The sequence below is a fragment of the Capnocytophaga canimorsus genome, from assembly GCF_002302565.1.
In the GTDB taxonomy this organism is placed as follows: Bacteria; Bacteroidota; Bacteroidia; order Flavobacteriales; family Flavobacteriaceae; genus Capnocytophaga; species Capnocytophaga canimorsus.
Genome location: NZ_CP022382.1, coordinates 1,098,171 through 1,118,329 on the forward strand (window position 1 = coordinate 1,098,171; position 20,159 = coordinate 1,118,329).

19 protein-coding genes are annotated in these 20,159 nt (G+C 37.2%); 9 read left to right on the forward strand and 10 right to left on the reverse strand.

The genetic code is table 11. The annotated features are described in order from the left end of the window. Positions 1 to 148: 148 nt before the first annotated feature. Positions 149 to 538 (reverse strand): YcbK family protein, encoded by a 390-nt coding sequence (locus tag CGC47_RS04770; RefSeq protein ID WP_042002043.1) that lies wholly within the window; start codon positions 536 to 538, stop codon positions 149 to 151. A gap of 273 nt (positions 539 to 811) precedes the next feature. Here CGC47_RS04770 and CGC47_RS04775 point away from each other — a divergent pair, with 273 nt between their 5' ends. From CGC47_RS04775 to CGC47_RS04790, 4 genes are all read left to right on the forward strand, one after another. Beyond that, the gene (locus tag CGC47_RS04775; RefSeq protein ID WP_042002040.1) at positions 812 to 1,201 is read left to right on the forward strand and encodes a hypothetical protein; all 390 of its coding nucleotides are present in this window, start codon (positions 812 to 814) and stop codon (positions 1,199 to 1,201) included. Between the two features lie 165 nt (positions 1,202 to 1,366). Then, a complete protein-coding gene (locus CGC47_RS04780; RefSeq protein ID WP_042002037.1) occupies positions 1,367 to 1,891 on the forward strand; it encodes a hypothetical protein in 525 nt (174 codons plus the stop codon). Next, positions 1,888 to 2,364, forward strand: coding sequence for a helix-turn-helix domain-containing protein (locus tag CGC47_RS04785; protein WP_095900066.1), 477 nt, complete (start codon positions 1,888 to 1,890; stop codon positions 2,362 to 2,364). Before CGC47_RS04780 ends, CGC47_RS04785 begins: the two co-directional genes overlap by 4 nt. A 193-nt stretch (positions 2,365 to 2,557) precedes the next feature. Further along, positions 2,558 to 2,806, forward strand: a complete 249-nt coding sequence (locus CGC47_RS04790) for a hypothetical protein (RefSeq protein WP_147269752.1) — start codon at positions 2,558 to 2,560, stop codon at positions 2,804 to 2,806. Positions 2,807 to 3,129: 323 nt separating this feature from the next. On the opposite strand, the gene CGC47_RS04795 is transcribed toward CGC47_RS04790, so the two are convergent. The 3 genes from CGC47_RS04795 to CGC47_RS04810 form a co-directional block, all read right to left on the reverse strand. Next, a complete protein-coding gene (locus CGC47_RS04795; protein ID WP_042002032.1) occupies positions 3,130 to 3,720 on the reverse strand; it encodes a hypothetical protein in 591 nt (196 codons plus the stop codon). Positions 3,721 to 3,822: 102 nt separating this feature from the next. Further along, complete coding sequence (locus CGC47_RS04800; protein WP_147269753.1) at positions 3,823 to 4,617, reverse strand: hypothetical protein; 795 nt, start codon at positions 4,615 to 4,617, stop codon at positions 3,823 to 3,825. 201 nt (positions 4,618 to 4,818) lie between these two features. After that, a complete protein-coding gene (locus CGC47_RS04810) occupies positions 4,819 to 5,166 on the reverse strand; it encodes a hypothetical protein (RefSeq protein WP_042002026.1) in 348 nt (115 codons plus the stop codon). Positions 5,167 to 5,457: 291 nt separating this feature from the next. On the opposite strand from CGC47_RS04810, the gene pbpC reads away from it, so the two are divergent. Further along, positions 5,458 to 7,812 (forward strand): penicillin-binding protein 1C, encoded by a 2,355-nt coding sequence (pbpC, locus tag CGC47_RS04815; RefSeq protein ID WP_082025351.1) that lies wholly within the window; start codon positions 5,458 to 5,460, stop codon positions 7,810 to 7,812. Positions 7,813 to 7,814: 2 nt separating this feature from the next. On the opposite strand, the gene CGC47_RS04820 is transcribed toward pbpC, so the two are convergent. Together CGC47_RS04820 and CGC47_RS04825 are read right to left on the reverse strand one after the other, a co-directional pair. After that, positions 7,815 to 8,468: a DUF4294 domain-containing protein gene (locus CGC47_RS04820; protein WP_013997898.1), complete on the reverse strand. Its 654-nt coding sequence runs from the start codon at positions 8,466 to 8,468 to the stop codon at positions 7,815 to 7,817. A 419-nt stretch (positions 8,469 to 8,887) separates the two neighbouring features. Next, entirely contained in the window at positions 8,888 to 9,499 is a 612-nt protein-coding gene (locus CGC47_RS04825) for a porin family protein (RefSeq protein ID WP_042002023.1), read from the reverse strand. A 195-nt stretch (positions 9,500 to 9,694) separates the two neighbouring features. Between CGC47_RS04825 and CGC47_RS04830 the strand changes: the two genes are divergently transcribed. Beyond that, positions 9,695 to 11,944 (forward strand): helix-turn-helix domain-containing protein, encoded by a 2,250-nt coding sequence (locus tag CGC47_RS04830; protein WP_042002020.1) that lies wholly within the window; start codon positions 9,695 to 9,697, stop codon positions 11,942 to 11,944. A gap of 8 nt (positions 11,945 to 11,952) precedes the next feature. Here CGC47_RS04830 and CGC47_RS04835 read toward each other — a convergent pair whose 3' ends face one another. After that, positions 11,953 to 12,960, reverse strand: a complete 1,008-nt coding sequence (locus CGC47_RS04835) for a glycosyltransferase (protein WP_095900069.1) — start codon at positions 12,958 to 12,960, stop codon at positions 11,953 to 11,955. Further along, positions 12,945 to 14,234 (reverse strand): branched-chain amino acid transport system II carrier protein, encoded by a 1,290-nt coding sequence (locus tag CGC47_RS04840; protein WP_042002018.1) that lies wholly within the window; start codon positions 14,232 to 14,234, stop codon positions 12,945 to 12,947. The genes CGC47_RS04835 and CGC47_RS04840 overlap by 16 nt, the downstream gene beginning before the upstream one ends. 59 nt (positions 14,235 to 14,293) lie before the next feature. Between CGC47_RS04840 and CGC47_RS04845 the strand changes: the two genes are divergently transcribed. Both CGC47_RS04845 and CGC47_RS04850 read left to right on the forward strand, forming a co-directional pair. After that, the gene (locus CGC47_RS04845; protein WP_095900375.1) at positions 14,294 to 15,070 is read left to right on the forward strand and encodes an alpha/beta fold hydrolase; all 777 of its coding nucleotides are present in this window, start codon (positions 14,294 to 14,296) and stop codon (positions 15,068 to 15,070) included. Further along, the gene (locus CGC47_RS04850) at positions 15,060 to 15,755 is read left to right on the forward strand and encodes a peptidylprolyl isomerase (protein ID WP_042002015.1); all 696 of its coding nucleotides are present in this window, start codon (positions 15,060 to 15,062) and stop codon (positions 15,753 to 15,755) included. The genes CGC47_RS04845 and CGC47_RS04850 overlap by 11 nt, the downstream gene beginning before the upstream one ends. 62 nt (positions 15,756 to 15,817) lie before the next feature. On the opposite strand, the gene CGC47_RS04855 is transcribed toward CGC47_RS04850, so the two are convergent. Then, a complete protein-coding gene (locus tag CGC47_RS04855) occupies positions 15,818 to 17,329 on the reverse strand; it encodes an OmpP1/FadL family transporter (protein WP_157799869.1) in 1,512 nt (503 codons plus the stop codon). Between the two features lie 21 nt (positions 17,330 to 17,350). Further along, positions 17,351 to 18,544 carry a hypothetical protein gene (locus CGC47_RS04860; RefSeq protein ID WP_052456189.1) on the reverse strand — a complete coding sequence of 398 codons (1,194 nt, stop codon included), beginning with the start codon at positions 18,542 to 18,544 and terminating at the stop codon, positions 17,351 to 17,353. A 103-nt stretch (positions 18,545 to 18,647) separates the two neighbouring features. On the opposite strand from CGC47_RS04860, the gene proS reads away from it, so the two are divergent. Then, positions 18,648 to 20,126, forward strand: a complete 1,479-nt coding sequence (gene proS, locus CGC47_RS04865; protein ID WP_095900071.1) for a proline--tRNA ligase — start codon at positions 18,648 to 18,650, stop codon at positions 20,124 to 20,126. Positions 20,127 to 20,159: the final 33 nt, after the last annotated feature.

Here is a 20,159-nt window from a genome sequence, read left to right on the forward strand (position 1 = left end):
ATTAAAACGTCAACTTCGTAGCAAGGAATGTAATCTCTTTCTAAATCGGAGGAGAAAACAATAAAGATATTATTACGTGTTGTATCTCGGCAAAAAACAAAAGGCAATAGCCGTAATAATTAAAAGTATTCGTTTCATAATCAACAATTTATTTTTTAGAAAAATCCCACCTTGCTTTCACACCACGAATGTCATAGTGCGTAAAAGTTTTGTAAATTCCGATGCCACCTTGTTTCATTTTGCCTTGAGCAATTAGTTTTTCGATGGTCTCGGCGACTTTTTTAGGTGTCATTCCCTCGATAACAATATCGGCGGCTTTGCCTAAAAGGTGCTGACTTTTAGGCGATGCTCCTTTTAAAGTAGCGTTGTAGGCTTTGGAACGATAACCGCTGTTAATGGTTATCTTTTTACCTAAATAATCCCGCAAAACTTGTAGTTGTTCAGCCAATTGCTTGACGTTTTCAAATGCCTGCGATGGCATTGTGGAACCATCTCGGCAGTCAAATTCTTTCTTTGTAAAATGGGTTGTTAGTTGCATATTTTTTAGTTTTAAGGTTTAACGAAAATGTTAGCTAATGTAATATGGTTAGGTACATAAAAAGAATTAACATAATAACCTATATCATATCTCAACTTGATAGTGTTGTTCAGAAGTTTGTTCATAACGTCTTGGTGTACGTAAATTTTTTCCAAAACAGGGTTACTAAAAACACTAAGATGGGTTAATTTTTTAACAGTAGATAAATCCAATTCTTTTAAAAAATGTTTATTTGAAGCGCTTACTAAATAAACATTATCAACGATAGGGTTATTGGGTGGCTTTTTGGTAATCAACAAAGACCGAATCACTCACTCTAAAATAAACAAAAACGAGACGGCTAAGTTCAAAAAAGAAAAGCGTGTGGCATTGGTTTATGCACAAAACGGCTATCAAATGGAATTGTGGAACGAAATACCTGGTATTAGCAGTCCCGATGGAGCTTTAAATGGTATTCCGATAGATTTGAAAAGTTTAAGCAGTCATAACAATATTGTTAAGGAAGCTAAAAGCGCCATTAACAAACAAGGGGCGAAAATGGTACTTTTTGAATTTACCAAAGAAACAAACAAGATATACTGGGAAATTTTAAAACTAAAAGAACAGAATATCAAGGCAATGTATTATTTTAAGGACAAAAATGAAGTACATCGTAATTTCTAAAAATAAGACACGCCTAATATGGGATAAACCACATTAGGCGTGAATCTGCGGTGCCAGCCGCCCGAAGCGTAACAGGCCCCTTACTTGAAATTACTTCAAGCCTCTTTTGAGACAAAGATACAAACTTTTTTAAACAAACAAATAAATTGACTAAAATATTTACTTATGAGAGGTTTACAATACGCACTTGACTTAATTGACCGAAGTTTTGGAGTAAGCATTCGCAGGGCAAGAGCCGCCACCACCGAACTTGATCAAGCGGTAAATTCTACCAACAAAAACATTGGCAAAATACGGGTAACCGGACAACAAAGTTTCGGAGCACTTGGCAGTTTTGCTAAAAAGGCGGGTATTGCCCTTGCCGGAGCCTTCGCCGTAGGGTCGGTTATTGCCTTTGGTAATGAAGTAACGCGAGTAACCGCACAATTCGAAGGATATAAAAATGCAATTGAATTTGCTTCAGGACAAAACGGGGCAAAAAACATTCAGTTTTTAGATGATACGATAAAGACGTTGAATTTGGATATGGCATCTTCTTACAAAGGGTTTCAAACCCTAACCGGTTCGCTCAAGGGTACGGCACTGGAGTACTGCCAATGGGTGATACTTTTCTCTTTTTTGCTTACTTTTGTCCATTGCTTTAATTTGTTCCGTTTGTTGGTGCAAATATATAAACAAATGATGACATGAAACAAACAAATGACGATATTTCTTATGAAATAAATGAAAGATTTTCGCAAATGATTGAAAAAAAATGTTTTGGAAATCAAAAAAAATTTGCAGAAATGATTGGATTTGCCCCGCAAGTTATATCTAATATTGTGTCGGGTAGAAGAAGTAAGCCAAGCTATGACGTTTTAAGATCTGTTTTATCATCATTTGTTGATGTTAATGCTGAATGGTTACTTACCGGCAAGGGGTCAATGCTTAAAAGTGAGCAACCCCAACCACCGGTGGGATCAGTAAATGATAAATACGTGGCAATGCTTGAGGATCAACTCAAAGATAAAGAGAAAATAAACGCTTTGCAGGAAGAGAAGATAGCTAAATTAGAAGCTGAAATACAAACGTTAAAGTCGGTTCAAGGTACAACGGTCAATCAATTCAACCAACCAAGTCAAAACAAACCAATTACTCAACCACTTACTCAATCCGCCCGTTAATTATTGCCCCGCGTGTGGGTTTGTTACCTTACCATTAGGGCGTAATGAGGTATAAATGTACAGCGTAATATATATGTTTTTTTAGTGTTTTTATATTCAATAAACTAAAAATCAGTAATTTAACACAAAAACAAGTTGCAAAAAAGCCTACAATACACCCCCTTCTACTATGCAAAAAGTGGGGTTTGGTTGTATGCAAATCCGTATATATATGCCTTTACTACCTGTTTTTTGGGCGTTTTTTGTAGTCCTAAGTGTAGTCCTAATGCGTTTTTTTTGTATTTTTTCGGGGTGGGCGGCATCATTTTCGTGGGCTCACGCAAATGGTCGCTCGGCGGGTCCCAAAGCAGTAGTGTTTGGGCATAAAAAAAGCCCCAAAAGGGGCGGTTTTATTGGGGTTATGGTAGTTTTAACTACCTTTGTACCTTACAGTAGTAGTTAGAGTAAATTATATGGTAATTTCGGGCTTTTTAAATGGTAATTAAATGGTAGTTAATAGTAATTATTGCACATTTGGTTTTGGTTGCATTTTCGGGCTTTTTTTGTTGCAACTTACTTATTTTTAGGGCTTTTTCAGGCATTTTTATATTATATCTTTTTGTACATTACATTTTAACCCCCATATAGTGCTATAATTAACTTGTTTCTCATTATTTGTAGTTTTAGTTTTTCTGTGCTTGTACAAAACTTACACAAGCACAGAAAATAAGTGTGATTAAGATTTTCATTTTAATTATTTTTTAAAATGATGTCCTCTTGGGACTTTTATTCATATTGTATATTTGACGGATGTACACGGACTTGATAACAAGGTATATAATCTTTTTGTAAATCAGATGAAAAAATGACAAATATATGATGCTTTACAAACGGAGGTATTTTGTAAATATATGCATAACCATCAAAAAAGAAATCATAAGTTTCTTGCGAGAGTGTATTCCATATTTTTTCTAATTGTGTGATTGTTTTTACCTGTCTCATATCTTTTAGGTAATCCAGATGTTCATTTGGGATTAGTAAAATATGATCTCTTTTAATAACGGAGTATTTATCACTATTTTGTACTTTAATAATGTGAGAAATATTTAAAACCCAATCTTCTTTATCATTTTTATAATCGTATTCTATTGATTTGTAAAAAAGCTTATTGTTTTTGTCAAATCTTTCAAATACCTTATGATGCTTGTAATGTTTCGTAATATCTAACCAATAAGTTTCACCAGAGTTTATTTCCTCTTTTTGTGTACGTAAAACACCATCTGTATCATCAAAGATGACAAACAATGCTCTATCAGATATTTGTGCATATAATTTAAAAGTCAATAAAAGTAATGTAATGAGTAATGTATTTTTCATTGTTTTTGGATTTTAATTTTTCTATGTTTGTACAAAACTTACATAGGCATAGAAATGTTATAACTAATTTCATTCACAAGGAGATCTTTGAGTTAATGATTTTTAAACTTGTTCCACATGCTTTACAATATCAGGAAAATTAGAATCTTTTTTTACTTTTTCTAGATAGGCATCAATGTTGTGTTCTTTGAGATCTTGCCACGCTAATACTTCATAGAAAACATCCTCGTTTACAGATACATCAAAATACGATTCTTTAAAATAAGCACATTCTCGGGGCATAACTTCTTTATGGAACTTTTTAAGAGCATCACGCATAGTCTCTACATATAACTTACCCATCATTTCGTGTTGATATTGTTCTTCTCTCTCTGATTTATATTTTTCATACACCGATTTAAAATCACTTGGATTTGAGACATCGCCTGTCTGAACTTTTCTAAAAATATCTGCGTGAATATATTCGTGAAAAATGGTTCTTGCCATTTCTAAGGCACTTCTCCCAACTGCTTTTGGTTCACTTATTTCTATGTAAATTGTTTTATCACCTCGAGTATATTTAGTAATTCCATTTACTTTCGTTCCTTGCCTACCTATAACTTTATCCTTAGACGAAATTACAATATCAAATTCAGTACCATTTCCTTCAAATTTACTAAAAATTTCTTTTACATAATCGTTGTTGCCTTTGCGTAGCTTGTCGTGTAGGCATTTAATTTTTTCATCGGTTATTTGGTCAATAATTTGCTCAGGCTTGGGAGGGGTGTTTCTGTTTCCACCACGGGGTTTAATGCTATAATCTCGGTCATTCTCCTCGCGATAATTGCTATCATCACTTTCACCACTACCTTGTTCGGGATAATCCATAAAACTATCATAGTACCGTATTAACTCCATTATATGATACCTGTCAGGGGTATCACTTCCCTGACCATATACATAAACAGGCTCCAATTCGTATATATATATTCTTTAGTAGTTGTTCTGCTTGTGGAACTTCTTGGAGTGTGTTTAACGTTCCTCCTTTTTAGCTCCCCCTTTTCTACGTAGAACACTTTTTTCAGCACTCCTTGTAAATCAAAAACCAACATTTGATTTTCAACATTTTCTAAAATTCTTTCCTTTATTAGTATTTGGGCTCTTATTGTTTTTCCTTTTTGTACAATAAAAAGCACTCCTTTTTTTAAAATCACCTTGATTTACAATAACCTGAACAGAAGCGCTAAAATCACCTTCTCTATTTTCCCCACCCTGCATAAAAGTTTCCCACTTAGGCGTAATTTCAAAATCAATACCTTTTTTTTCTTTTTCGGCTTCTTGTTTTTCAAAGAAAGTTTTAGCTTCTTGCAAGGAAATACCCTCTTGCAAAAAATCATCATCTGTTTTTTGACAACCAGCCACTAAAAGAAAAGCCATAATTCCTAAAAATTTGAATAATGTTTTCATAAATTCACATTTAAAGCTATTTAACAAACATATAAACAAAAAATGAATAACACAACAAAAAAAATCCCTCCTATTTCAATTTTAACAAAATAAATCAAACCAAAGCACCCATCTATTTTAAATATCTCAAAAAAAACTCTTAAAAAAGAGAACGAAAAAATATTTTAACTGAAGAAAATAAGGTTTAAAAAATGATTGTTAATTTTGGCGTCGTAATGAGTTGAAATCATTTTTGAGTATTTTGTATTTGAATTGACATTTAATCTCATCTGTATTTTAAACCAAAGCATCGTGAAATTTACATTTGCCAATAAATTATTTTCCAAAGTCAAAAAGCATCCGTTAAAGTTGTTGCTTGCTTTTGTTTTACTTGTCGGATATTACTTTTGCTTACCTCAAAAACTCTTCCCTGATGCCTATGCAACGGTACTTGAAAGCTCGGAAGGCTACCTCTTAGGTGCCAAAATAGCCCCCGACCAACAATGGCGTTTTCCAGAGGCTGATTCGGTACCTTACCGATTCGCCACTTGCATAAAACATTTTGAAGATGAGTACTTCGATTATCATTGGGGGATAAACCCCATTTCAATAAGCAAGGCTTTTTGGCAAAACATCAAACAAGGACGTGTAGTGCGTGGAGGTAGCACCCTCACTCAGCAAATCATTCGTCTATCACGTGAGCAACAGCAAAGAACCTATTTTGAAAAACTCATCGAACTGATTTTAGCTACTCGGTTGGAATTTCGATTTTCTAAAGAAAAAATATTAGCGCTATATGCCTCACACGCTCCCTTTGGTGGAAATGTAGTAGGACTTGATATGGCTTCTTGGCGGTATTTTGGAGTTACTCCCGACCAACTCTCGTGGGGCGAAGCAGCCACTTTGGCTGTTTTACCCAACGCCCCTAGTCTCATCTTCCCAGGTAAAAACCAAGAAAAATTGCTTAAAAAACGTAATTCCTTACTATCAAAGCTTTATGAAAAAGGAATCATCGACTCGGAAGCATACCAACTTTCGCTATCAGAACCACTTCCGCAAAAGCCTCACGAACTACCACAAATAGCTCCACACCTACTGGAACTTATCAGCAAAAAAAATCAAGGAAAACGAATAAAGTCCTCCGTAAAAATAGGCGTCCAAGAGAAAGTTAATCAAATTGTCAAAGGAATTTACGCACATTACTCACAGTCAGAGGTGTACAATATGGCTGTTTTAGTGGCAGATGTTAAAACAAGACAAATCTTGGCTTATGTTGGCAATTCACCCACCGACCCATCTCATCAGAAAGATGTAGATATCATTGTAGCTCAACGAAGTACAGGCAGTGTTTTGAAGCCCTTTTTGTATGCCGCAATGCTCAATGAGGGCGATTTGCTCCCCCAACAACTCGTAGCCGATATTCCTACTCAAATTTCAGGCTACACACCTCAAAATTTCAACAATACCTACGAGGGGGCTGTACCTGCCGATATGGCTTTAGCAAAATCATTAAACATTCCTTTTGTTTTGCTACTCAAGCAGTACAGCACGTATCGTTTTTATGATATTCTGAAACAATTACAGCTTTTAGGCATCAAAAAACACCCCGATCATTACGGATTATCCATTATTTTAGGGGGTGCTGAAAGTAGCCTTTGGGAAATGACTCGATCCTATACGAATTTAGCCTCTGAACTTAATTTCTTTAACCAAAAACAATTATACCGAACTCAAGAGTTTCAAGACTTTACTTATGAAGCCTCCCCAAAGATAGATTTCGGCAAATCGGTCTCTGAAAAACCGCTTTTAGGTGCAGGTAGTATTTGGGCAATGTTCAATGCGATGAAGGAAGTGAATCGCCCCACTACCGATGCCGCTTGGCGGTATTACGAATCGTCAAGAAAAATTGCGTGGAAAACCGGAACTAGTTTTGGTAATAAAGATGCGTGGGCGATAGGAGTAACCCCAGAATACGTGGTAGGGGTTTGGATAGGCAATGCCACTGGAGAAGGGCGCCCATCACTTACAGGCGCTTCGTACGCTTCCCCAGTAATGTTCAGCGTGTTTAACACCTTACCACCAACCAGTTGGTTTGCCAAACCCTTAGACGACTTGACTTTGGTTAGTGTTTGTGAAACTTCTGGACATTTAGCTAAAGAAAATTGCCCTAAAAAACAGATTTTAGCCCCAATTACGGTCAAAGAAGGGACACCTTGTCCTTATCACCGATGGGTACACCTAAGCAAAGACAAAAATTTTCAAGTAAATGCCTCTTGCGAACCTTTAAGCCATATCGTAACTACTTCTTGGTTTGTTTTACCTCCAGTTATGGAATGGTTTTACAAAAACCACCATATTGGATACAAAACACTACCTCCTTTTCGCTCAGATTGCCAATCACAAAACGGATTTAGTGGCTTAGACTTCATCTATCCCAAACATCAGAGCGTGATTTATACCACCAAAAATTTCGGAGGAGAGCTACAACCCTTTATTGCCAAGGCAGCCAATACCGAAGGGGAAGTTTTTTGGTATTTGAACGATACCTTTTTGGGCAGTACCTTTCATTTTCACGAGATGAATATTAACGCATCTAAGGGGAAGCACATACTACGCATTATTAACCCTCAAGGCGATGAACGTGCCATCTTAATTGAAGTTCGGTAAAATTATCGGAGTTTTGTTTCCCATTGCTTGGTCAATTCTGTATAATCTATGGGGTAAGCAGGGTCTTGAGGTTGTAATTCTCCTTTATAAAAAGCCCTTTGAAGAATGTCCTCAATCCAGAAATCTTCTTCATCTTGCCACGGATTATAAGGCTTTTTTAAGGAAATATCATACAACCAAGCAGTATTATTATACCAAAAGGCACTCCAACTATTACGCAACTCTTTAACCAATTCAAAAGAAGTTCGTCCAGTTTGTCTATGAATAAGTTTCACCAAAATGCGACCCTGTGAGCGAGATAATTTTTTAAGTTCGTCTGTAAAACGCTGTTCTATATAACGTTGCATACGTTTGGTGTAAGTCTTCTGCATACGGCGTGGCATCGTATCCATTGCTTTTTCCATAATTTCAAGTCGCTCGGCTGCCAATCGTGCATACGGATACACCTTCTTTACCCTACTTTGCAAAATCAAATATTTGCGTTGTGCCTCCTGACTATCAAAGGTGCGTTCTTTACCGAAGATAAGTACTTCCGAAAGCTGAATAACCTCTCCTTCATAACGTTGTAAGTCTTCTTTGCTGAGAGTATCAAGCTGTGCAAAAGCAGAAAATCCTCCCAGTAAAAAATATAATATATTGAAAAACAAATATTTCATATTTAAGTAAATTTAATTTGTTGTGTTGATTTAAAAAGTATGATAGCCAAAAAAGAAAACATTTTTGTCAAACTAATTAAAATCCAACCCTTATGATTACCGAACTTCGCTCATATACTCGCTTTTGTAACTTTATTCAGCATAATATCATTCTTTTTCAATAATCTTATTCATAAGTAAATGACAGACAAAATTTTCTGATTTTATAAATCGTGCCTCTTAAACCTCTTGTGTCAGCTAATTTACGAAAAGTAAATAAAATAACTTACCATTTTCCCTAAACTTCAAGAACATTTGTTTTGAGAACAAAACAAAAAACCTACAACACAAACAAAATGAGCTCGATGAATTATCGAGCTCATTAGTGAATGTTGTTGTAAGTTTGTCTAAACTTTTATTATAATGTTTAATTTTAATTTTTAAAATTTAAAACCTACACTCACTTTAAAGGCATTGTTATACGCTTTAATATCTTTGTGTAATTTGCTAAGCCCCAAATCGTAGCCAACACCGACAACAAATTTGTTAAACTCCACACCAGCACCAAAGTTTACACCATAACCGAAACGCTCAATTTCGTCTTCTTTGTTTCCGAATTTTACATCTTCACTCTTATCCCCTAACTTCGCTTTACCCATAATACCAATATTGGCAAAAGGACCTGCATTTACAAAAGCGCGAACATCAGGAAGTACTTCAAAACGAGCTTTAGCGAGTACTGGAACCGTTATCGAATAAATGTTTGTTTTGGCCTCAATCTTCTTAGTAAGTATCGTTTCTTCTACTTCATATTTATAACCTCGGGTATCAAAATACACCCCCGTTTCAAAGGCAAAAATATCGGTAAAACCTACCTCATAGCCCAATCCAGCGTGAAATCCTACAACTCCTTTAGCCCCTTTAACATCATCACCAGAGACTCCGTTAAAATTCACCCCCGCCTTTAACGAGAGACCCGTTTCTTGTGCATTAGCAGTATAACCTACTACCCCAAACAATGCCACTAAGGCAATTTTAAAAATTTTCTTCATTTGCTTGTTTTTAAAAAATTATTAATTACTACTTTTGTGCATCTTGGTTACCCCAATAATATAAGATAACCCACATAACCACTGCTAAGGTAGTAATTAAATATAAAAAAAGCAAATAAATTAAAAGATTTTAACGCTTTAAATAATACAAAACCTATTTTTTTGTTTTTTTATCAGTAAAAACTAAATATCGATATGAAGCAAAATGCGTTGCCACTATCAGAACAAATCATAGCATTGATTAACCAAACCCATCGTAATATCTTTCTGACGGGGAAGGCAGGTACAGGCAAAACCACACTTTTACAACGGGTCATATCACAAACCTACAAAAACGCTGTAGTGGTTGCCCCCACAGGTATTGCTGCTCTCAATGCAGGTGGAGTTACTATCCATTCTTTATTTCAATTGCCTTTTGCTTCATTTTTACCTACTTTTTCTACCCCCTCTGTGATAAGCGAAAAAAATCGGTTTGAAAATCGAAGTTCTTTGACCAAACACTTCCGAATGCATAAAAACAAACGTGAAATATTTGAAAACTTAGAACTTTTAATCGTAGATGAGGTAAGTATGCTTCGTGCAGATGTGGTTGATGCTATGGATTTTATGTTGCAAACCATTCGAGGGAACAAAAAACCTTTCGGCGGGGTGCAAGTATTATTCATTGGTGATTTATTACAATTACCTCCAGTGGTGAAAAATGAAGAATGGGAAATACTACGCGATTATTACACAGGACTGTTCTTCTTCCAATCAAAAGTAATTACCGATTATCCTTTACTGTATGTGGAACTGGATAAAATACACAGACAATCTGACCCTCAGTTCATTTCGCTACTAAATCATTTGCGAGACAATCGCTTAACAACTACTGATATACAATTGTTGCAAAGCTATGTACAACCCCAATTCAAACCCGAACCACAGAGCGGTTTCATTACTCTGACCACACACAATGCCTCTGCTGATGCTATCAACCATCGAGAAATGGCAACTCTAACCACGCCAGAATGGATGTACGAGGCCGAAATTATAGGAGATTTCCCAGAGCATATGTTTCCTATTGAGCGGTATATTCACCTGAAAGTAGGTGCCCGTGTAATGTTCATCAAAAACGATTTGTCAGCAGAGAAATTATTTTATAATGGAAAAATGGGGGAAGTTACGGCTTTAAGTGAAGATGAAATTCAGGTCACCCTTGATGGCGGAAAAACGATAATTGTTGAGCGTTACGAGTGGGAAAATATTCGTTATCGTGTAAATCCAACAACTAAAGATATTGAAGAGGAACGCTTGGGTACATACACGCAATACCCTTTACGCTTGGCTTGGGCAATTACTGTACATAAAAGTCAAGGACTTACCTTTGAAAAAGCTGTCCTCGACTTAGATCGTGTTTTTGCAGGAGGACAAGCCTACGTTGCGCTATCGCGTCTGCGTTCGCTCAACGGACTGGTACTTTTGCACCCCATACCGCAAATGGGCATTGAGAACAGTTTAGAAGTATATGATTATCAGAAAAATAAAATCTCAAAAGAGCAACTACATCAGGTTTGGGAAATGGGTAAAACCGATTTTATAAAACAACAATTGCTTGATAGTTTCCTTTGGGATAATTTGATAGGGCAATGGCAATTGCATAGTGCTTCGTACAAAGGTGAAACTGGGCATAAAAACAAATATCAGCAATGGGCTGTAAATCAAGTAGCACAGGTAAACCACTTGGGAAGCATTGCTTTAAAATTCACTGAACAACTTCGGCAACTATTTGCTACACAAACCTCAACACAAACCCTATACGAGCGTTTTGAAAAGGCTTATGACTATTTCTTCCCACAATTAAAACAACTTTGGTATGAAATACTACGCGTACAAGGCGAAACGCAAAGTTTGAAAAAAGTAAAGCAGTTTCAAGGCGAACTTTACGACTTAGAAATGGCTCTTTTAGGGGTATTTCGCAAGCTTATCAAAACCAAACAAATTATTAAAATAAGTCAAACCGATGCGCCTTGGGATAGCAAAACTATTGATATCCATCAACTGAAAGACCTTCGTCAAAGCCTTTATCTAAAAGTATTGGAACATTTAAAAGAAAATCAACTCTTTGTAGAACAAGAAAGTACAGTAAAAACTAGCAAAGAGAAAAGCACCAAAACTCCGACGCATTTGATAACCTTAGCTATTTGGAAAGCAACGCAATCCGTAGCACTCACCGCCCAAAAACGAATGCTTTCAGAAAGTACAATTTATCGGCATTTGATAAAATTATTGCAAGAAGAGCAAATCGTGATTACGGAGCTACTCCCCAAAGAAGCAATTGACGAACTCACCCAAACCTTTGAAAAAGAAGAGGATATATCTTTAGGGAATTTACACGCTGTATTACAAGAAAAATATTCGTGGGACGAACTTCGTCTGTTTAAAACATCGTTTTTAAAAGATTAAAAGATAAATCATTTAAAAAACAGATGTGGAAAAAGCACTTCAGGACTTTGACGGGAAAACAAAAGCCTAAAAGTGGCGTATAAAAATCCGAAACCGTAACCGAAAAATTGTATAAGCAATGCCCAAACAGATAGTAGCCCTATGCGTAGGCTTCGATTGACACGCGTACTATGCCAAGCAATGAGTATAAAATAAGCTCCGTATAGGTATAATCCGGCAAAACACCCCCATAACGTACCTATTAGAGCTGCAATCAATCCTAACGAAAATAGCGCCGGTAACCAAAATGTGATTTTGCGAGTATGCGGATGCCAATGGTTTAAAATGGGGCGCGTTTGCCCAAATTTGCTAACTTGTTTACGGAATTTTTCCCAAGAGATACGTCGTTTATGATACACAAAGGCGTCTTCAATGAAAGCGGTTTGAAAGCCTTTCTTCCAAAGCCGAATGACTAAATCGGGGTCTTCGCCTGGATGTATTTTTCCAAAACCATTTGTTGCCTCATAGCCTTTTCGAGACAAGCCCATATTAAAACTACGAGGTTCAAAGCGTTGTACGCCTTTTTTACTACCACGAATACCACCAGTGGTTAGAAAAGAAGTCATTACAAAATTGATTGCCTTTTGAATATCGGAAAAATCGGGGTGAGCGGCATCGGCACCGCCAAAACAATCCACAAAATGTTTTTGCAAATAGCTGTCCACCGCTTCCAAGTAATGTTCTGGGAGTAAACAATCGGAATCTAAAATGATGAAATAATCATATCTTGCCTTTTGCATACCATAATTCCTAGAATCTCCCGGACCCGTGTTTGGCTTGGCAAGATAAGTAATGTGTAACTTATCGGCATACTTTAGGCAAACTTGCTCAGCAGAAATTTGAGAACCATCTTCGACCACTACAACTTCAAAGTCAGAATCATACGTTTGCTTTGTAATACTTTCTAACAGCTCTTCAATTTCATCAGGACGATTAAATACAGGAATGATAAATGAATATTTTAACGGTTTTTGCATAACGATTGATTTGCAATTTTATGATACACAATAAAAATCACCCAAAGGGCAATTGAAGGCAAAAGCCATCCTAAATGATACTGCTGTAAAGGGATAGAATTGAGTATGCTTTCCGAAGGAAACAAACCGCTCCAAAGCAGGGCATCGAAAATACCAAAAATAAATCCGATAATCAAAACTCCCATAAAAATGGGACGTGTAACCCAATTTTGAGGCACCACATTCAGGAGGATAAGCAAAATAGTTACGGGGTAAATAAACAACAGAAAAGGTAGCGTAATATTGAGTATGGTATTTAAGTCCAACTGCCCTACAATTACTCCAAAGCTACACCCAACAATAGCCGTGATGCGATATGCCAAAACCGAATGATTACATATTTTCTTTATAAAATCAGCAGCCCCAGCAATAATTCCGACAGCCGTGGTAAAACAAGCAATACCTACCAAAGTTACTAAAAAAGCATTTCCGAACTTGCCTAAAGTAAGCTGACCAATGCCCGAAACTAAATCGGTTCGCGATGTATTCTGCGGAAAATCATTTCCGAACAGAGCCCCCATATAGGTAAGCCCTGCATAGATTAGAAACAGAAAAAATCCGCTAATGATGGCCGCATAAATAATAATTTTGCGTTTGGTAGCGTAGTTGAAATTTCCTTTCAAATCCAAAGAAACTACCAAAACGCCTCCTACAACAATACCTGCGATAGCATCAAAGGTTTGGTATCCTTCTAAAAGCCCAACAATCCACGGAGCTTCCACAGCGGTTGGTAAAAGCGCATCGTGCTGCCCCAAAAAAGCAATAGCGAAAACCAAAAAAATAATACCAATGATGATAGGAGTTAGATATTCGCCAATAATTTCAATGATTTTGGTACGATTAAAAACCACCAAAAGTGTAAGAGCGAAATAAATGAAGCTAAAAACCACCGAAGGAATATTAGCAAAAGGAGCAATAGCCATTTCATAAGTTACCGAAGCCGTTCTTGGGGCAGGTAAAATCACGCACAAGGCATAAACTATAAAACAGTAAATAAGTCCCATTTTGGTAGGTGTTTTCCCCCAGAAATCCATCACTGTACCTTGCAAATGAGCGTGTACAAGCATTCCTAAAACCGCTAAAAGTACTGAGGAGAGTGAAAAACCACAAGCCATCAAAAACCAATCTTCTCCTGCTTGTAACCCCAGAAAAGGAGGTAAAATCAAATTTCCTGCCCCAAAAATCATTGAAAAAGCAGCAAAAGCAACAGAAAAAACAATACGCGTTTGATTCATTTTATTTTTTTAGCTTTGTACAAAATTATTTTACAAGCCACAAAAATAGCGGATATTTTATGAAATCGGACAGACATACCTCTTTTTTTTACACCCAAAAAGGTAAAGGAAAGGCAGTAATTTTACTTCACGGATTTTTAGAAAACCATACCATCTGGGAAAAATTTGCCGAAGAATTAAGCGCAACCCACAGGGTAATCACCCCTGACTTGGCAGGACACGGCAAAACCCCTTGCTTTTCTGAAACACATCCTATGGAAATGATGGCAGAAGGTATTTTTGAAATACTCCAAGCCGAAAAAATAAAAGATTGTATTTTGGTAGGGCATTCTATGGGCGGATACGTTTCTCTGGCTTTTGCTGAAAAATATCCTGACCAAGTTAAGGGTATTGTTTTGATGAATTCAACAGCAGCAGCCGATTCAATAGAAAAACAAAAAAACCGAGAAAAAGCCATACGAGTTGCCACGGCAAATAAAGCCGATTTTATCAAAGTTGCTATACCCAATCTATTCAGTGCCAGAAATAGGCAAATACAAACCGAATCCATAAATCAAATCGTAGAAAAAGCGCTTTTAACACCGCTTTGTGGCATTGTAGCTGCCTCTCGTGCTATGAAAATACGAAAAGACCGCATCAATTTGCTAACAAGACTTGATGTGCCTAAACTTTATATCTGTGGTGCTGAAGATACCCTTATTCCTACCGATGAAATAAGCCAACAAGCCGAGCTTGTAAAAGCTAATTATCAAATAGTTGAAGGCGGACATATGTCATATCTGGAAAGCCCTCACCAAACTCTATCTATTTTAAAAACTTTTCTAAATGAAATATAGATTTTTAACTTTACTTCTGGGGTTGTCGTTTTTATTATTGGGAAGTTGCAAGGATAAAAAGCAGAATATCAATACTCAACAAAAAGAAATTATTTCAGAAAAAAACACTACTACCAAGCAAGAAGAAATACCAGAGGTATTAACCACCCAATCGGCAATTTCTTTCCTTTTTGAATATGAAAAGAAAAATAAAGAACGAAAGGTACGCATTACTACCTCCTATGGAGATATTGATATTGAACTATTTGAGCAAACTCCTTATCATCGAGCAAACTTTATTTTTCTAACCAAGCAAAAGTATTTTGACGGAACGGTATTTCATAGAGTAGTGCCCGATTTTGTAGTTCAAGGAGGTAATTCCGACGGATGGGACGTACAGCGTAAACGCCGAAAAATTGGCAATTACTTATTACCCCCCGACACCAAAAAGGGCTTCAAACACCATCGGGGTATTGTTTCAATGCCCAGCAGCGAAATTGATAATCCACACCAATTTGCTTCACCTTACGAATTTTTCATCGTGGCACAAGCCCCTGGAGCGTATCATCTGGACGGAAAATATACCGCCTTCGGGCGCGTAACGGCTGGAATGGAGGTCGTGGACAAAATCAATAAAGTAAAAACCGATGAGCGAAATTGGCCTATTACCGATGTTAAAATGATTCAAGTAAAAATATTGGAATAAAAGAAAATCAGCCCACAGCAATGCTGTGAGCTGACTTTTTTAAAACTAACAAAATTAAATATCTATAACTTGAAAAGTACGGTAAACATATAACTATTCCAACGGGTATCCACCTGAGCCCTATCTACCAAACCGATTTCGTACATTTGATATTCAGAACTGCGTTTGGCTGTGTTGTAAGCAAAATCCAAACTGATTCCTCCAAAATCATATCCCATACCAAGGGAATATCCCATTAAGTTTCCTGTCATCTTCTTGTCTTTGTAAGGACTTTGTTCGTAACTGGTTCCTGCGCGGAAGCTAAGGGCTGGAGTAGCTTTGAATTCTGTGCCAAATCGGAAAGAGGAAGCCCCTGTAAACAAGTTTTTAATACGCTCATTTTCGGTTTGTAAATACGAAGCCGAGTAACGCATAGCGGTGTAATCTTTATACTGATAATCAGCACTTAAAAGGGCACGTTTACCGATGATGTATGCCAAACTAAGTGTCCATTGTCCAGGAGCTCGAAATTTGTATTCTTCGTAAAGATTAACCACATCAGGGGCAATAACGTGCGTTTTTATCGTTCCACTATCATCAACTGAGCTTGCTAAAAATTGCGTGGTTTCATCTTCCAATCGATACCAAGTAGGCGACTGGTAAGCCACTCCCACACGTAAATCTTTTTCTCTATAAATCCCTCCAAGTTGGAATGAAAATCCGCCACCAGTGGTTAACAGACTATTTCTGAAATCCACTTCTTTTACGTTAGACCCCACTTCAAAATTTCGCTCTATAAGGCGAGTGTCTTTACGGTATTTGATATTGTGCGAATTCAGGTTCATTCCCAAATAGAACTTACTGTTTAAGGACAGACCGAAGTTGAACGATAATTTGTAATTACGCCCCATCGTTTCTTGTAAAAACAACTGATCTACTGGAATTTTAGCATTTGACAAGTATGATGTTTCATTATCGCCATTACCATTTTTTTCATCTTCAATAAGATACGCTTGATAACCTAAGAAGGCTTGTTGCAAACTAAAAGACCCATTAGTACCTAAATCACGATAAGCATCGGATATGCTTTCCCCAGCTTTTGTTTTCAAATCGCCGACTCTGAATCCCTTGGCGTGTTCTCCGAAATAATCCACCACCGAATGTTTATTATTTCTTCCCCCAAATCTTAAAATATTATCCTCAAAATCAGAAGTTTTTTGGTAATTGACCCCAAAACTGAATTTATTTACATATTCATCAGGGTCAGCAAATACGAAAACACCTCCTAATTGTTCTGCATCAAAATCTGAATTTTCCTCTGAAATTCCTTTACCAAAAAAAGTTGCATTATTTTTGGTATTGATGTTGCCAAGAGAAAGCCCCAAAGCACCACTTGAAAATACGGCTGAACCTGCTGGATTGATTGACATTGCCGACAAATCGCCCCCTAAGGCTCCAAAAGCTCCACTCAAAGCCCTATAACGAGCCGTTCCGTGTAGGTTTTCGGTAGAATTACGCAATGCATCTATTTCATTTTGAGCAAAGGTGCTAAAACTTAAAGTAACACCTAATGCCGATAGTAATATTCTTTTCATCATTTCATACTTTAATTTGAGTTATCCTCTTCTACCTGAACTTCTTCCTGACGAGCTGCCTGATGATGAACCTCGAGAACTGCCAGAGCTATCGTTTCCTCTTGAGGAAGAACCTCGGTCATAACTTCTGGAATTGTCATAGCTTCTGGAAGAAGACGAACCTCGGTCATAGCTTGAGTTGTCATAACTTCGTGAAGGACTTGAGCTACGCTCATAACTTCTTGTTGAACTTTGATTACGATTGGTATTATCATAATTTCTTCCTGAATTATTGTCGTGTCTTCTAGAAGAATTGTCATAGCTTCGGTTTGAATAGTTGGAATTGTTGTAATTCCGTGATGGTGTAGTACTACTATCATTATAGTTTCTTCCCGAAGACGAATTGTTAGAATAGTTTCTTCCTGAAGGCGTGTAAGTGCCTGAGCTTCGACTATAATTTCTACCGCTACCATAATAATAGTTTCCAGAGTTATTTCCGTAGGAAGAACGATTATAGACACGTCCTGAACTATCATAGTATCTTCCACCATTGGAGTAGGTACGTTCTCCGCCTCTTCTTCCGTTTATGTGCGCATAGTTGCGAGGATTGTAATAACGTGGATAGTAGCGGTCTCCATAGTAGTAATCACGATAGTAAGGATAGTATCCGTAATTTCGGTAATAGGGATAATCCCAGAATGGGTCATAGTAATTGCCCCACGACCAAGAAAAGCCCCAATGTATCCGATTTCGGTAGTACGGATAGCCATAATATCCTCGGTAATACGGATGCCAAGTACCATATCCCCAATAGTAAGAACCCCAATAAGGATCTGACCAATAACGATTTACATCGTATATATTAACCGTTACCTGTGTAGCATTGTCTCCCCAACCTGCATAGGTATTTGCTCCTCTTATTGCATCATCATAATTCATTGAGCTATAACTATCAATATCGGTAAAATAGGTATAATTTCCTTGCTGATCTACTTGATTGAACTGACGTGCCTTTTCACCAAAATAATCAGTATATCGATTAGTACGTGGCTGATGATTAGGAGTATAATTTCTTCGCTCCACGCGTTCTACATATCTTACGGTGGGGGTATCCGCATAAATACCATCGTCGTAGTACGAAACGTTGTAGTAAGTACCACACGAAACCAACAGCAATGGCAAAGAAAACCAAGCCATCATTTTTGCTGTTTTGCTGAAGTTGTTATTTTTTTTCATTACCGTATCGTTTTTATTGTTGTACAAAAAATAAATTTAATTAGCTTTGCAGAACAATTGTTTTTGACTAACAAATCACAATTTTTGTGCCAAAAAATCAAATATGAGTAAAAACTTAACCAAACGTAGCGAAGATTATTCGAAATGGTATAATGAATTGGTAGTAAAAGCCGAACTTGCTGAAAACTCTGGAGTGCGTGGCTGTATGGTAATTAAACCTTACGGATATGCCATTTGGGAAAAAATGCAAGCAGAGCTAGACAGAATGTTTAAAGAAACAGGACACGTAAATGCCTACTTCCCTATTTTTGTGCCTCGAAGTTTTTTTGAAGCCGAGGAAAAAAATGCCGAAGGTTTTGCCAAAGAATGTGCCGTAGTTACCCATTATAGGCTCAAAACCAACCCCGACGAAAAAGGGAAATTAATGGTTGACCCTGAAGCAAAGTTAGAGGAAGAATTGGTAGTGCGCCCTACCTCTGAGGCCATCATTTGGAATACGTATAAAAACTGGATTCAATCGTATCGTGATTTGCCAATACTTATCAATCAGTGGGCGAATGTGGTACGCTGGGAAATGCGTACACGTTTGTTTTTGCGCACCGCCGAATTTTTATGGCAGGAAGGGCATACGGCTCACGCCAGTAAAGTAGAAGCCATTGAAGAAGCCGAAAAAATGTTGGAGGTTTATGCCGAATTTGTTCAGAATTTTATGGCAGTCCCTGTAATTAAAGGACTTAAAACCGAATCAGAACGTTTTGCAGGCGCAGAAGAAACCTATTGTATAGAAGCACTAATGCAAGATGGGAAAGCACTTCAAGCGGGAACTTCACACTTTTTAGGGCAAAATTTCGCTAAGGCTTTCGATGTAAAATTTGCTTCCAAAGAAGGAACGCTTGACTATGTTTGGGCAACCTCTTGGGGGGTATCTACCCGACTAATGGGAGCGCTTATTATGACCCATAGTGACGATAATGGTTTGGTACTTCCACCCAAATTAGCTCCAATTCAAGTAGTTATTATTCCTATTTATAAAGGAGAAGAGCAACTTGAAGCCGTTCGCCAACGTGTATTACCTTTGATGGATGAACTCAAAAAACGAGGCATTTCTGTGAAATTTGATGACCGAGATACTCAAAAACCAGGCTTCAAATTCAACGAATACGAGCTTAAAGGAGTGCCTATACGTTTGGCTATGGGGCAACGCGATTTGGAAAACAATACTTTTGAAGTGGCTCGTAGAGACACCCTTACCAAAGAAACCATTGCCGCCGATGAGGTCGTGACTCACATCGAACAGCTACTTGTTGAAATACAAGACAATATATTCAAAAAAGCACTTGATTATCGAGATACTCACATCACGAAAGTAAATAGTTACGCTGAATTTAAAGAGGTCTTAGAAAATAAAGGTGGATTTGTATTAGCCCATTGGGACGGAACTCCAGAAACCGAGGCTGCTATTCAAGAAGAAACTAAAGCAACCATTCGTTGTATCCCTTTAGATAGCAAGGTAGAAGATGGAGTATGTGTCTACTCTGGAAAACCTTCAACCCAACGAGTACTTTTCGCAAAAGCCTATTAAAGAAAGACATAAAAACAAGAAAAAAAGCTCCTA

Coding starts and splice junctions, on each gene's coding strand:
- CGC47_RS04840 (WP_042002018.1), bottom strand. CDS start 14,234: ATGAATCAAACGCGTATTGTTTTTTCTGTTGCTTTTGCTGCTTTTTCA.
- CGC47_RS04825 (WP_042002023.1), bottom strand. CDS start 9,499: ATGAAGAAAATTTTTAAAATTGCCTTAGTGGCATTGTTTGGGGTAGTA.
- CGC47_RS04770 (WP_042002043.1), bottom strand. CDS start 538: ATGCAACTAACAACCCATTTTACAAAGAAAGAATTTGACTGCCGAGAT.
- CGC47_RS04800 (WP_147269753.1), bottom strand. CDS start 4,617: ATGGAGTTAATACGGTACTATGATAGTTTTATGGATTATCCCGAACAA.
- CGC47_RS04835 (WP_095900069.1), bottom strand. CDS start 12,960: ATGCAAAAACCGTTAAAATATTCATTTATCATTCCTGTATTTAATCGT.
- proS (WP_095900071.1), top strand. CDS start 18,648: ATGAGTAAAAACTTAACCAAACGTAGCGAAGATTATTCGAAATGGTAT.
- CGC47_RS04855 (WP_157799869.1), bottom strand. CDS start 17,329: ATGAAAAGAATATTACTATCGGCATTAGGTGTTACTTTAAGTTTTAGC.
- CGC47_RS04850 (WP_042002015.1), top strand. CDS start 15,060: ATGAAATATAGATTTTTAACTTTACTTCTGGGGTTGTCGTTTTTATTA.
- CGC47_RS04790 (WP_147269752.1), top strand. CDS start 2,558: ATGCAAATCCGTATATATATGCCTTTACTACCTGTTTTTTGGGCGTTT.
- CGC47_RS04810 (WP_042002026.1), bottom strand. CDS start 5,166: ATGAAAACATTATTCAAATTTTTAGGAATTATGGCTTTTCTTTTAGTG.
- CGC47_RS04860 (WP_052456189.1), bottom strand. CDS start 18,544: ATGAAAAAAAATAACAACTTCAGCAAAACAGCAAAAATGATGGCTTGG.
- CGC47_RS04780 (WP_042002037.1), top strand. CDS start 1,367: ATGAGAGGTTTACAATACGCACTTGACTTAATTGACCGAAGTTTTGGA.
- CGC47_RS04820 (WP_013997898.1), bottom strand. CDS start 8,468: ATGAAATATTTGTTTTTCAATATATTATATTTTTTACTGGGAGGATTT.
- CGC47_RS04845 (WP_095900375.1), top strand. CDS start 14,294: ATGAAATCGGACAGACATACCTCTTTTTTTTACACCCAAAAAGGTAAA.
- CGC47_RS04795 (WP_042002032.1), bottom strand. CDS start 3,720: ATGAAAAATACATTACTCATTACATTACTTTTATTGACTTTTAAATTA.
- CGC47_RS04785 (WP_095900066.1), top strand. CDS start 1,888: ATGAAACAAACAAATGACGATATTTCTTATGAAATAAATGAAAGATTT.
- CGC47_RS04830 (WP_042002020.1), top strand. CDS start 9,695: ATGAAGCAAAATGCGTTGCCACTATCAGAACAAATCATAGCATTGATT.